Here is a 12,971-nt window from a genome sequence, read left to right on the forward strand (position 1 = left end):
GTAACCCTCGTCAGGCGAGGGCGAAGTAGCGCAGCCACACGTGACCGAGGGAGATCGCCACGGTCACGGCGGTGACGATCAGGCCGTACCTGGTGAACTGCCAGAAGGTGATGGGCCGGCGGTTGCGTTCGGCGATGCCGAGGACGACGACGTCGGCGGAGGCGCCGATCGCGGTGGCGTTGCCGCCCAGGTCGGCTCCGAGGGCGAGGGCCCACCACATGACGTGGTCGCCGTCGCCGCCCATGGTGTGGACCAGGTCGCCGGTGATGGGTGCCATGGTCGCGACGTACGGAATCCAGGCCCCGGGCCGGGCACCATCTGCCGGTGCCCGGCACCAGAGCCGTTCGCAGTGCTCCCCGCACGTCATGGTGCACGGCCGGGGCGCTTAGGCGCATTGCCGATTCCCGGCAACGTTCACTAGGGTCTGCATGCCGGTGAGCCGCTGAGATTCCGTCACCGACGCTCAGGATTCGGGAGACGACGTGACCGACCGGGAGAACCCCGTGCACTATCTGCACGGCTACGCCGAGATCCTGGCCGACGTCTCGGCCACCGGCCGGCGCCTCACCCGCGTGGAGATCGAGTCCCGGCGCGCCCTGGGTGAGCAGGCGGCGGAGGCCGGACACGGACTGCGCACCCTGGTCAGCGAGCACCTGACCGCCGCGCGCTCCGCCTGGCCCCACTCACCCGGCTCCATCGACATCGTGCTCGGCGCCGTGCAGCAGGCGATAGACGCCTTCGCCGAGGGCTACGAACGCGCGCAGCGCCAGGCCGTCCGACAAGAAGAGGCCGCGCGCCGGGAGTTCATCGACGATCTCCTGTACGGCCGCAGCGACCTGGGCCGTCTCGCCGAGCGCGCCGAGCGCTTCGGCCTGCGTCTGTCCCACGCGCACGCGGTCGCCGTCGCCGAGGGCCCGGCCGCCTACGACGAGGGCGACGCGGTGCCCCGACAGGTCGAGCACGCGCTCATCGGCCGCTTCGGCGACCGCAACATCCTGATCACCACCAAGGACGGGCGACTGCTGTGCGTCGCCCCCGGCCACCAGGACGAGATCCTCACCTGCTTCGCCCAGCAGGCTCATGCCGCCAGCGACGGCGGACGCGTCGCCATCGGCCGCCCTCAGCCGGGCCCCGGCGGCGTCGTCCAGTCCTACGAGGAGGCGCTCAACGCCCTGGAACTGGGCGAGCGCCTGGGCCTCGACGAACCGGTCCTGCGCTCCGCGGACCTGCTCGTCTACCCGGTCCTCACCCGCGACCGCCAGGCCATGGCCGACCTGGTCCTCGACGCCCTCGGACCGCTCAGAACAAGCCGCGGCGGCGCCCAGCCCCTCCTGGACACCCTCACCGCGTACTTCGACTGCGGCTGCGTCGCCGCCGAAGCCGCCCGCCGCCTGACCCTGAGCGTGCGAGCCCTGACCTACCGCCTGGAACGCATCCACAAACTCACCGGCGCCAACCCGGCCGACCCGGCCCACCGCTACATGCTCCAGACCGCGGTGATCGGGGCACGGCTGCTGGACTGGCCGGCCCAGGACCTCTGACTCACAGGCCGGCTATCGCGTTCCAGCGCTTGGCGAACTCCGTGCGTTCGGCGGCGGTGATGTCGCGGGCGATCGCGAGACGCCTGCGCATCGTCGCGTCCGGGAAGATCAGGGGGTCCTCGGCGAGGGCGGCGGTGTCCTTGTCCCCGGAGGAGGCGAGGATGTCCTGGGCGGCGGGGACCGGACAGACGTAGTTGACCCAGGCGGCCAGTTCGGCGGCGACCTCGGGCTCGTAGTAGTAGTCGATGAGCTTCTCGGCGTTGGCCTTGTGCCGGGCCAGGTTGGGGATCATCAGCGACTCGGCCCACAGTTCGGCGCCCTCCTCGGGGACGACGAAGCGGATGTCGGGGTCGTCGGCCTGGAGCTGGATCACGTCGCCCGAGTAGGCCTGGCAGGCCAGCACGTCCCCGCCGGCGAGGTCCTTGATGTAGTCGTTGCCGGTGAAGCGGCGGATCTGGCCTCGGCGCACCTGCTTCTCGACCTGATCGCACACCTGGTGGAAGTCGTCGGCCCGCCACTTCGTGATGTCGACGCCGTTGCCCTGCATGAGCAGCGCGAACGCCTCGTCCAGGCCGGAGAGCAGGGTGACCCGGCCCTTGAGGTCGTCGGCCCACAGATCCGAGACGTGCCGGATCTCGCGGCCGACCCTGCGGCGGTTGTACGCGATACCGGTGATCCCCGACTGCCACGGCACCGAGGACTTGCGGCCGGGGTCGAAGGCAGGCGAACTCAGCAGCGGGTCCAGGTACTTGACGACGTTCGGCTGCCGGGACCGGTCCATCTCCTGGACCCAGCCGAGCCGGACGAAACGGGCGCACATCCAGTCGCTGATGACGATGAGGTCGCGGCCGGTCCGCTGGTGGTTCATCAGGGACGGGCTGATCTTGCCGAAGAACTCGTCGTTGTCGTTGATCTCCTCGATGTAGTCGACGGAGATCCCGGTGCGCTTCCCGAAGGCCTCCAGCGTCGGCCGCCGGGTGCTGTCCTCGTCGTCGGTGTCGATGTACAGCGGCCAGTTCGCCCAGGTCAGCCGCTTGTCCGTGGCGGAGAGGTCCGCTCCGGCCCGGTCTCCCGGTCCCACGTACGCCGCCGGTACCCCGCATCCCGCGAGTGCTCCGAGCACGGCACCGCCGCCCAGGGCGCGCAGCAGGGACCGGCGGGAGGGGGGCGAGGTCTTCCGATTCACTGGCACGCGCGAAGCATGCCGACCCGGGCCCGGCCGGGACAATGGACGCTGCGTCGATCAGTCGCCCGCCGACCCGACACCCTGTCGATCCGTTCCCCTGCGTTCCGAGAACTCCGCGCGCGCGACCGCCGCCCGTCCCCGGCCCTGCGCCTGGCCCGGCCTCGACGCGGGCGGTGCGCACGGCGGGAACGCGACCCTCACGGACAGGCCGCCCCGCGGACGGGGCCATGCCTCGACCGTGCCGCCGTGGGCGGTGGCGACGGCCGTGACGATGGACAGGCCGAGCCCGAGGCCCTCGCGGGGGCGGCCCTTCCCGCGCGGGTGCGTGCCGGTCCGTTCCGCGCCCAACCGCCGGAACGGCTGGAAGAGTCCGGCCACCTGGTCGCGCGGGATCACCGGGCCGGTGTTGTCGATCCGCAGGACCGGGCGCCCCGCCTCCGTCCCGGTCCACACCTGGACCCAGCTCTCCTGGTCCCCACGGGTGTTGTGCCGTACGGCGTTGTCGGCGAGGTTGACCACCAGGCGTTCGATCAGCTGGGGGTCGCCCAGTACGGGCGCGGAGCCGAGGTCGGCCCGCACCCGTGGCCCGCCGGTCCCGGGCCCGCCGTCCGGCAGCAGCTCCCGCACCGTCTCGGCGATGTCGACGAACTCCCTTCGTTGAAGCCCGCGTTGACTGCGCGCGAGGGTCAACAGGGCGTCGATGAGGCGCTCCTGTTCCTGCCCGGCGGCACGAACGCGCAGGCACGCGGCCCGCAGGCTCTCCACCGACGCCCCGGGGTCGGCGAGCGCGACGTCCACGATCGCCTGCTGGAGCGTGAGCGGAGTGCGCAGTTCGTGCGACGCGTTGGCGACGAACTGTTTCTGTGCCTCGAACGCGCCCTCCAACCGCCCCAGTACGTCGTCGAAGGTGTCCGCCATGGCTTTGAGTTCGTCCTCGGGACCCGGCACCGCCAGCCGCTGTCGGAGGTTGTCCGCGGAGATCCGCCGGGCGGCCGAGGTCATCGTGCGCAGCGGCGCGAGGACGCGTCCTGCCATGAGCCAGCCCAGGGCCACGGAGGCGAAGGTCATCACGGCGAGCGCGACGCCCGCCTCGACGAGCAACTGGTGCAGTTGATCGGCGCGCAGGGCCTCGGCGTACATCGTGAGCGTCGGCGGATCGGGGGTCTGTCCCTCGCCCCCGGGCAGCCCGGGGGCCACGGACGAACCCCCGACCGCCGTCGACGGCGCGGTCCGCGACGCCAGCAGATAGGTGAAGCCGAGCAGGGCGGCCCCCGCCACCACGAACAGCGCGCTGTAGAGCAGGGTCAGACGCCAGCGAATGCTGCGCGGGGCGATCCGCCACCGGACACCGCCGAGGGCCGGCCGCCCGCGGGCGGTCCGCGGTGCTCGCCACCAACGGCGGCCGGGCGGTGCCGGCCGCGGGCGCGTGCCGTACGGGGCCGGGCGGTCCGCTCCGGCGGATGCGTCCGTCATGCGATCCGGTACCCCGCCCGGTCCACCGTCGCGATCAGCTGCGGCTCCCCCAGTTTGCGGCGCAGCCGGCTCACCGTGACCTTCACGGTCTGGCTGAAGGGGTCGGCCGCCTCGTCCCAGGCCCGCTCCAGGAGTTCCTCGGTGGAGACCACGGCGCCCTGCGCGGCCAGCAGGAGTTCGAGCACGGCGAACTCCTTCGGGCTGAGGGCGAGCCCCGAACCGCCCCGGGTCGCCTGCCGCCGCGCCGGGTCGAGCCGCAGTTCCCCGCGGACCAGGACAGGGGGCAGCGCGGGCTGCGCGCGTCGCGCCAGGGCCCGTACACGCGCGACGAGTTCGGCGAACGCGAAGGGCTTGGGCAGATAGTCGTCGGCACCGAGGCCGAGTCCCGTGACCCGGTCGGCCACCGTGCCGGACGCGGTCAGCATCAGCACCCTCGCCCGGCTGCCGCCCGCGGCCAGCGTCCGGCACACCTGGTCGCCGTGGACGCCGGGCAGATCGCGGTCGAGCACGACGACGTCGTACGCGTTGACCGTGGCGCGCTCCAGCGCCGTGGGCCCGTCCAGCGCGAGATCGACCGCCATGCCCTCGCGGCGCAGCCCGGCGGCCACGGTCTCGGCCAGTTCCTCATGGTCCTCGACCACCAGCACACGCATGGCGGTCAGTGTGGCGGCCCGGGGGTTACACGGGGATAAGCGTTCCCTGTGCGGGCCCCGCGCACCCCGGCCGGGCCCGGCCGTCCCGGCGTACGCCTCCGGCTCGCCGTCGGTTCGCCATAAGGACGGCCGTTCCCGTGCCGTAACCGCCCCCGGGCTTGGCTGGAGCACAACACGACACCGCGCACCCCGCCCCGACGGTCGAGCCACGACACGTGACGGCTCGGTGGTGCGCCACCGTGCGCCAACGCGTCCGACCCGGCGGCACCGCCGCCCGCCCCATGGAGGAAACCCATGCGTGCACTGGCCACTCGGCCACAACGACTCGCCCTGGCCTGCGCCTTGATCTCGGCCGCCACCCTCGGGACCGTCAGCGCCTCGGCCGCTTCGGCGTCCGACAGGTCCACCGTCACCACGGCGACGGCGTGGACCGCCGCGTCCGCCCGGCTCACGCAGCACTCGACGACCGGCAAGCCGCCGAAGGGCGGCCTTCCCCCCGCCGGGTTCCCGGGCGCCGTCGGGTACCGGCCCACCTCGCACGCGCCAGGGGACGTGAACACCGCCAACGACGCGTTCGCGGCGTGCATGCGCGGCCACGGCCAGAAGGTCTTCCCGGCCTTCCACGCCTCGAAGGACAAGCAGGGCCGCATCCTGTTCAACGTGCAGGTCGGGGCGGCCAACGGATTCGACCCGAATTCCAAGAGCTACCGGGCCGCCGTGAAGGCGTGCGCGCCGATCCTGAAGAAGGCCGGCATCACCCTCTCGTCGAAGGCCGGCCTGCCCCCGCTGCCCGTTCCGGGCAAGCCCGGCAAGCCCGGTACCGGATCCGGCGGAAGCCCTGTCGGCGGCTCCGTCGGAGGCTCCGGCGAGCTGCCCGGCTTCCACACGGAGAAGGGGGACGGGAAGGCGGGCGCACCCGGCGGACCCACGCTCTCCAGCGTGACCGAGAGCGTCTGAGCCGAACGCCCGGGGGGAACACCGTGGCCCCGGCCGGGATCGACTCCCGTCCGGGGCCACGTGGTGCGTACGAGCCGAGCGTGAACGCCGCTCGGTCGGCCGGCGGTCAGCCGTCCAGCGACGTCATCACGTGCTTGATGCGCGTGTAGTCCTCGAAGCCGTAGCCCGACAGGTCCTTGCCGTAGCCGGACTTCTTGAAGCCGCCGTGCGGCATCTCGGCCACCAGCGGGATGTGGGTGTTGATCCACACGCAGCCGAAGTCGAGGGACTTGGACAGGCGCATCGCCCGGCCGTGGTCCTTGGTCCACACCGAGGAGGCGAGGGCGAAGTCGACGCCGTTGGCCCACTCGATCGCCTGGGCCTCGTCCGAGAAGGACTGCACGGTGATGACCGGGCCGAAGACCTCGTTCTGGATGATCTCGTCGTCCTGCTTGAGGCCGGAGACGACGGTCGGGGCGTAGAAGTAGCCCTTCTCGCCGACCTGCTGACCGCCCGTCTCGACCTTGGCGTGCGCGGGCAGGCGCTCGATGAACCCGGCGACCTGCTTGAGCTGGTTGGGGTTGTTCAGCGGGCCGTAGAGCACGTCCTCGTCGTCCGGCTGACCGGTCTTGGTCTCGGCGGCGGCCTTGGCGAGCGCCGCGACGAACTCGTCGTGGATGGAGTCCTGGACGAGGACGCGGGTCGCGGCCGTGCAGTCCTGGCCGGCGTTGAAGAAGCCCGCGACCGAGATGTCCTCGACGGCCTTGGGGATGTCGGTGTCCTCGAAGACGACGACCGGGGCCTTGCCGCCCAGCTCCAGGTGGACGCGCTTGACGTCCTTGGACGCCGACTCGGCGACCGAGATGCCCGCGCGGACGGAGCCGGTGATGGACGCCATCGCCGGGGTCGGGTGCTCGACCATCGCGCGGCCGGTGTCGCGGTCGCCGCAGATGACGTTGAAGACGCCCTTGGGCAGGATGCCGCCGAGGATGTCGGCGATCAGGACGGTGGAGGCCGGGGTGGTGTCCGACGGCTTCAGGACGACCGTGTTGCCCGCCGCGAGGGCCGGGGCGAACTTCCACACCGCCATCATCATCGGGTAGTTCCACGGCGCGACCTGGGCACAGACGCCGACCGGCTCGCGGCGGACGATCGAGGTCATGCCCTCCATGTACTCGCCGGCCGAACGGCCCTCGAGCATGCGGGCGGCACCCGCGAAGAAGCGGATCTGGTCGACCATCGGCGGGATTTCCTCGGACCGGGTCAGCCCGATCGGCTTGCCGGTGTTCTCCACCTCGGCCGCGATCAGTTCCTCGGCCCGCTCCTCGAACGCGTCCGCGATCTTCAGGAGCGCCTTCTGGCGCTCGGAGGGGGTCTTGTCCCGCCACTGCGGGAAGGCCGCGGCGGCGGCCGCCATGGCGGCGTCCACGTCCGCCCGGCCGGAGAGCGGCGCGGTCGCGTACGCCTCGCCGGTCGCGGGGTTGACCACCTCCGTGGTCCGTCCATCGGCGGCATCGCGGAACTCTCCGTCGATGTAATTGCGCAGACGACGCAGCTCGGTGCTCACTGCCCGGCCCTCCTGTCGGATGTCCAACGGCCCAGGTGTCCACTACCTGAGATGCCTGGGCCCCACCCTAATCCGTGGCTCCACGTTTTCAACACCCCCGAACGGCCCATGGCTGCGAAATCCGCAAGACACGTACCTGTAAACAACGAATTTCATCGCCGCATGCTTGCGGAACTGTCGATACGTCGTGCACAGTGAGGTCGTGGCCAGTCGAAGCGCGGAACCCAGGGACTCCCGCGAGTCCAGGAACGGCAGTCCCCAGTTGGACACCGTCTCCCTCGCCATCATCGAGCAGCTCCAGCAGGACGGACGCCGCCCGTACGCCGCGATCGGCAAGGCCGTGGGCCTCTCCGAGGCCGCCGTGCGCCAGCGGGTCCAGAAGCTGCTCGACCAGGGCGTCATGCAGATCGTCGCCGTCACGGACCCGCTCACCGTGGGGTTCCGCAGGCAGGCGATGGTCGGTGTCAACGTCGAAGGCGACCTCGACCCGGTGGCCGAAGCGCTGACTGCCATGTCGGAAGTCGAGTACGTGGTGATGACCGCGGGCTCGTTCGACATCCTCGCCGAGATCGTCTGCGAGGACGACGACCACCTGCTGGACGTCATCAACAAACGCATCCGGGCCCTGCCCGGGGTGCGCTCCACCGAGAGCTTCGTCTACCTCAAGCTCAAGAAGCAGACCTACATGTGGGGAACCCGATAGCCGTGAGCACCAAGGACCTCAGCAAGACCGCGTACGACCACCTGTGGATGCACTTCACCCGCATGTCCTCGTACGAGAACGCGCCCGTTCCCACCATCGTCCGTGGTGAGGGCACCTACATCTACGACGACAAGGGCAAGCGCTACCTCGACGGTCTCGCGGGCCTGTTCGTGGTCCAGGCCGGCCACGGCCGCACCGAGCTGGCCGAGACGGCCTTCAAGCAGGCCCAGGAGCTGGCCTTCTTCCCGGTGTGGTCCTACGCCCACCCCAAGGCCATCGAGCTGGCCGAGCGCCTCGCGCACCACGCGCCGGGCGACCTGAACAAGGTGTTCTTCACGACGGGTGGCGGCGAGGCCGTCGAGACCGCGTGGAAGCTGGCCAAGCAGTACTTCAAGCTGCAGGGCAAGCCGACCAAGTACAAGGTCATCTCGCGTGCGGTCGCCTACCACGGCACCCCGCAGGGCGCCCTGTCGATCACCGGTCTGCCGGCCCTGAAGGCCCCCTTCGAGCCGCTGGTCCCCGGTGCCCACAAGGTCCCCAACACCAACATCTACCGCGCCCCGCTCTTCGGCGACGACCCGGAGGCCTACGGCCGCTGGGCCGCCGACCAGATCGAGCAGGAGATCCTCTTCGAGGGCCCGGACACCGTCGCCGCGGTCTTCCTGGAGCCGGTGCAGAACGCCGGTGGCTGCTTCCCGCCGCCGCCCGGCTACTTCCAGCGCGTGCGCGAGATCTGCGACAAGTACGACGTGCTGCTTGTCTCGGACGAGGTCATCTGCGCCTTCGGCCGCCTCGGCACGATGTTCGGCTGCGACAAGTTCGGCTACGTACCGGACATGATCACCTGCGCCAAGGGCATGACCTCGGGCTACTCCCCGATCGGCGCGTGCATCGTCTCCGACCGGATCGCCGAGCCGTTCTACAAGGGCGACAACACCTTCCTGCACGGCTACACCTTCGGCGGCCACCCGGTCTCCGCGGCCGTGGCGCTCACCAACCTCGACATCTTCGAGCGTGAGGGCCTGAACCAGCACGTGCTGGACAACGAGGCCAACTTCCTGCAGACCCTGCAGAAGCTGCACGACCTGCCGATCGTCGGCGACGTCCGCGGCAACGGCTTCTTCTACGGCATCGAGCTGGTGAAGGACAAGGCCACCAAGGAGACCTTCACGGACGAGGAGTCGGAGCGCGTGCTCTACGGCTTCGTCTCCAAGAAGCTCTTCGAGTACGGCCTCTACTGCCGCGCCGACGACCGCGGCGACCCGGTCATCCAGCTCTCGCCGCCGCTGATCTCCGACCAGTCGACCTTCGACGAGATCGAGGGGATCGTCCGTCAGGTCCTGACGGAGGCGTGGACCAAGCTCTGACCGCACCCCGTCGGCCCCGGCCGTGAGCTCGGTCCGCCGGTTCCCCCCGGCGGGCTCCGGTCTTCCGTTTGACTGATCAACACCGGTTGACTGATCAACACCGGCCCCGGTGGCGCCCGTTCGAGTGAGAATGGGCGGCCCGGGGCCGTGTGCTGTCCGGCCTCCCGGCCCCGACTCCCTAGCGTGCCCCTTGACCGATCGGCCCTGCCTTCGTTCCCCCGTCCGGGGGACCGAGCGACCTCGAAGAGATCGCCGGGCACGGCACATCAGCTCTGAACGAGGTGTACGCGATGGTGGCCCCGCCTGACAACGACGTGCTCTGGGCACGCGCCCTGCACGTCAAGCACAACGGCTCGCCCGCGCTCAGCGGCGTCTCGCTCGGCGTCCGTGAGGGCGAGATCCTCGCCGTCGGCGGCCCGCGCGGCAGCGGCAAGACGACCCTCCTGCTGTGCCTGTCCGGCCAGCTCCTGCCGCAGCAGGGCGAGGTCTGGTTCAACAGCTCGCCCGTGCACACCATGGGCCCGCTCACCCGCGAGCGGCTGCGCCGGGACCGGTTCGGCTGGATCGGCCCCGTCCCGACGCTGGTCCCCGAGCTGAACGCCTGGGAGAACACCGCCCTCCCGCTGATGCTGCGCGGCTGGACCCGCCGGGCCGCCAAGACCGCCGCCCTGGAGTGGCTCAGGCGTCTGGACGTCGGCGACTGCGCCCGCAGACGCCCGCACGCCCTGCTCCAGGCCGAACGGCAGCGCGTGGCCGTCGCCCGCGCCCTCGCCCCCGCCCCCACCGTGCTGTTCGCCGACGAGCCGACGGCCCCTCTGTACCGCGCCGACCAGGCTCATGTGCTGCGCACCCTGACCTCGGCGGCCCGCTCGCACGGCATCACCGTCGTCCTCGCCACCCACGACCCGGACACCGCGGCCCTCGCCGACCGCACGGTGAACCTGCTCGACGGACGGCGCGTGAACACCGTCCACCTGCCCCCGGTCGCCGAGACGGAAGGCCGGGCCGCGTGCTCGCTCTCCGTCTAGCCCGCGGGGGGCACCCCCTCGTCCAGCTCCGCCGGCTCCTGGTCGCCGCCGCCTCCGCGGGCACCGGGTTCCTGCTGCTGTGCACGCTGGGGTACGCGCTGAGCCATCCGGACGCCTCGGCCGCCGGCGCGCTGCGCCTGGCCTGGTGCGTCGTTCCCCTCGCCGCCACGGTCTACTTCGCCGTCGCGGTGGCCCGCACCGACCCCGCCACCCGGCCCCGGCCCGGCCTGTCCGCCATCGGCCTCGGTCCGGGCCGGCTGATGGCGATCTCCGCCGCCACCACCGCCCTGTCCACGCTCCTCGGCTCTCTGCTCGCCCTGGTCCTCTTCCTCCACCTGCGCGGCGACCTGACCGGTATCCCGTTCGGTGGCACGGCCACGGACTTCCTCGCCTCCGGCCGGTCCCTGCCCCTGCCCGCGGCCCTCACCCTGCTCGTCGTGGTGCCGGTCGCGGCCTCCGGCGCGGCCGCCCTGGCCCTGCGCCCCCGGGGCAGCGGTCCGGTGCGCGCCGCGTGGTCGTACGGCCGCACCTGGATGTCGGCGCGGCAGAACGCCGTCGCGGGCGCTCCCCGGCCCGGTACCCGCGGCGGCGGACGGCCCACGGGCGGCGCTCCCGGCACGCCCGCGCCCATCACCGCGCCCGGCGGGCCCACGGCCTCCGCGGCGACCCGCACGGCCGCGGGTCCGACCGTGACCGGCACGGCCGCGGGTCTGACCGTGACCGGCACGGGCGACGGATTCCGGGACGCGTCGACGGACGCCGACGGCGCCGCCCTGCCGGCACCCGACCCGCGGGCCCCCGCGGCGGACGGCCCCGGCGGCCCCGACTTCCACTGGACCGCCGAGGCGTACGCCTCCGGGGAGACCCGGAGGACGGCCGCGGAGGACCTGCCCCCCGCCGTCGCCCACGGAACGCCGCCCTCGTACGAGCGCCCGGACATCGCGTACGGGGACACGGCACCTTCGTACGCACACCCGGAACCGGCGTACGAGGGTGCCGTCGTGCCCGGTGCGCGCCCGGACCGGCGTCGGGCCGCCGAGGCCGGCCCCCGTGCGCTGCCGCCCGCGCAGGGCTGCCCGAACGGGCTCCCCTGGGGCGCGGCCGCGCTGGCGGCCGGGCTGGCCGTGGAGACGTACGCGAGCCGTCCGGGACCCGCGCCCGTGCTCGCGCTGCCCGGCGGATTCGTCGGCGGTCCGGCCGGGGTACTGCTCGGCTGGGTGCTGACGGCGGTCGGTCTGGCCCTCGCCGGGCCCGCGATCACGTATCTGTGCGGATGGCTGCTCCAGGCCGTACGTCCGGGCGCGATGCGGCTGCTGGCCGGGCGGGTGCTCCAGGCGGAGGCGCGGCGCATCGGGCAGCCGCTGGGGGTGGTGTGCGCGGTGGCGTCAGGCGGGTTCGCCATGACGACGCTGTACACCGGCGCCCGGCCCGCCTTCGGTCCGCTGACCACGCTCGGCGCCCTGCTGGTCGCCGGGTGCACGCTGCTGACGCTGGCGACCGCCGCCGTCGAGGTGCGGCAGGCCCGTGCCGACACCACGGCGGCACTGCTGCGGCTCGGGGCGCCCGCCACGATGCTGCGCGGCGCCGCGGCCCTGCGCGCCGGGGCGCTGTTCGTCGCGTTCGCCCCGCTGACCTGGGCGGTCGCCGAACTGGCCGCGCTTCCGCTCATCACCTGACCGGCCCGCGGGCCGGTCAGGTGACGCGCCCGCGGGCCGCCCGGCGCGGTCCTCCGGGAAAAGTCCGTACCGGGCGATGATTTCCGGGCGACCCCCCGGTCTATCCCTGCGAACGGCACCACACCGACGGGAGTACCTCGCATGTACCAGCAGATGATCTTCGTGAACCTGCCCGTGTCCGACGTCGCCGCCTCGAGGAAGTTCTTCACGGAGCTCGGCTACACGATCAACCCCCAGTTCTCCACCGACGACTGCGCCTGTGTGGTGATCAGCGACACAATCATCGCGATGCTGCTCGGCAGGCAGCGCTACGCGGACTTCACCAAGAAGGAGATCGCGGACGCGACGAAGACCAGCGAGGTGCTGCTGTGTCTGAGCGCCGAGAGCCGCGAGAAGGTCGACGAGCTGGTCGACGCCGCCATCGCGGCGGGCGGCTCGGGCACCGGCGAGGCACAGGACCAGGGCTTCATGTACGGGCGTGCCTTCGACGACCTGGACGGCCACACCTGGGAGGTCATGTGGATGGACCCGGCGGCGGTCCAGGCCTGAGCCTCACCACCCGGTCGACGTTCCGGGGCCGGCGCGCGGTACAGGGGTCCGCGCGCCGGCCCGCCTTTTCTGGTGCGGGGCAAGATCCAGCCCCAGGGGCGGCCTTCCTCCGGCCCGCGTTTTCGGGTACGGGGGCAAGATCCAGCCCAGGGGCGACCTTCCTCCGGCCCGCGTTTTCGGGTGCGGGGGCAAGATCCAGCCCCTCCGGCGTTTGAGGAGCGGGGTCTGGGGCGGAGCCCCAGGTACGGGGCGGAGCCCCAGGTACGGGGCGGAGGGGGCGAAAGAAGGTTGC

11 protein-coding genes and 1 pseudogene are annotated in these 12,971 nt (G+C 72.1%); 7 read left to right on the forward strand and 5 right to left on the reverse strand.

Annotation, left to right across the window (positions count from 1 at the left end; all coding sequences use genetic code 11):
* Positions 1-10: 10 nt before the first annotated feature.
* Positions 11-295, reverse strand: a pseudogene (locus tag OG780_RS12300) (hypothetical protein); the annotation flags it as partial.
* Between the two features lie 187 nt (positions 296-482).
* Here OG780_RS12300 and OG780_RS12305 point away from each other — a divergent pair.
* Positions 483-1,541: a PucR family transcriptional regulator gene (locus OG780_RS12305; RefSeq protein WP_328447541.1), complete on the forward strand. Its 1,059-nt coding sequence runs from the start codon at positions 483-485 to the stop codon at positions 1,539-1,541.
* A 1-nt stretch (position 1,542) separates the two neighbouring features.
* Here OG780_RS12305 and OG780_RS12310 read toward each other — a convergent pair whose 3' ends face one another.
* From OG780_RS12310 to OG780_RS12320, 3 genes are read right to left on the reverse strand one after another with little or no spacing between them, the layout of a single operon-like run.
* Positions 1,543-2,733: an ABC transporter substrate-binding protein gene (locus OG780_RS12310; RefSeq protein WP_328447543.1), complete on the reverse strand. Its 1,191-nt coding sequence runs from the start codon at positions 2,731-2,733 to the stop codon at positions 1,543-1,545.
* Positions 2,734-2,784: 51 nt separating this feature from the next.
* A complete protein-coding gene (locus OG780_RS12315) occupies positions 2,785-4,200 on the reverse strand; it encodes a sensor histidine kinase (RefSeq protein ID WP_328447545.1) in 1,416 nt (471 codons plus the stop codon).
* Positions 4,197-4,853: a response regulator transcription factor gene (locus OG780_RS12320; RefSeq protein WP_326785217.1), complete on the reverse strand. Its 657-nt coding sequence runs from the start codon at positions 4,851-4,853 to the stop codon at positions 4,197-4,199. Before OG780_RS12320 ends, OG780_RS12315 begins: the two co-directional genes overlap by 4 nt.
* A 294-nt stretch (positions 4,854-5,147) precedes the next feature.
* Here OG780_RS12320 and OG780_RS12325 point away from each other — a divergent pair, with 294 nt between their 5' ends.
* Positions 5,148-5,810 carry a hypothetical protein gene (locus OG780_RS12325; RefSeq protein ID WP_328447548.1) on the forward strand — a complete coding sequence of 221 codons (663 nt, stop codon included), beginning with the start codon at positions 5,148-5,150 and terminating at the stop codon, positions 5,808-5,810.
* 106 nt (positions 5,811-5,916) lie between these two features.
* Here OG780_RS12325 and OG780_RS12330 read toward each other — a convergent pair whose 3' ends face one another.
* Positions 5,917-7,356, reverse strand: coding sequence for a gamma-aminobutyraldehyde dehydrogenase (locus tag OG780_RS12330; protein WP_328447550.1), 1,440 nt, complete (start codon positions 7,354-7,356; stop codon positions 5,917-5,919).
* Positions 7,357-7,543: 187 nt separating this feature from the next.
* Here OG780_RS12330 and OG780_RS12335 point away from each other — a divergent pair, with 187 nt between their 5' ends.
* From OG780_RS12335 to OG780_RS12355, 5 genes are all read left to right on the forward strand, one after another.
* Positions 7,544-8,059 (forward strand): Lrp/AsnC family transcriptional regulator, encoded by a 516-nt coding sequence (locus OG780_RS12335; RefSeq protein ID WP_328447551.1) that lies wholly within the window; start codon positions 7,544-7,546, stop codon positions 8,057-8,059.
* Positions 8,044-9,426 (forward strand): aspartate aminotransferase family protein, encoded by a 1,383-nt coding sequence (locus tag OG780_RS12340; RefSeq protein WP_328447552.1) that lies wholly within the window; start codon positions 8,044-8,046, stop codon positions 9,424-9,426. Before OG780_RS12335 ends, OG780_RS12340 begins: the two co-directional genes overlap by 16 nt.
* A 290-nt stretch (positions 9,427-9,716) precedes the next feature.
* Positions 9,717-10,454, forward strand: coding sequence for an ABC transporter ATP-binding protein (locus OG780_RS12345; protein WP_328447553.1), 738 nt, complete (start codon positions 9,717-9,719; stop codon positions 10,452-10,454).
* Positions 10,436-12,130 carry a hypothetical protein gene (locus OG780_RS12350; RefSeq protein WP_328447554.1) on the forward strand — a complete coding sequence of 565 codons (1,695 nt, stop codon included), beginning with the start codon at positions 10,436-10,438 and terminating at the stop codon, positions 12,128-12,130. Before OG780_RS12345 ends, OG780_RS12350 begins: the two co-directional genes overlap by 19 nt.
* 141 nt (positions 12,131-12,271) lie before the next feature.
* Entirely contained in the window at positions 12,272-12,679 is a 408-nt protein-coding gene (locus tag OG780_RS12355; protein ID WP_328447556.1) for a VOC family protein, read from the forward strand.
* The last annotated feature ends 292 nt before the right edge of the window (positions 12,680-12,971 follow it).

The organism is Streptomyces sp. NBC_00386 (assembly GCF_036063235.1).
Taxonomy (GTDB): Bacteria; Actinomycetota; Actinomycetes; order Streptomycetales; family Streptomycetaceae; genus Streptomyces.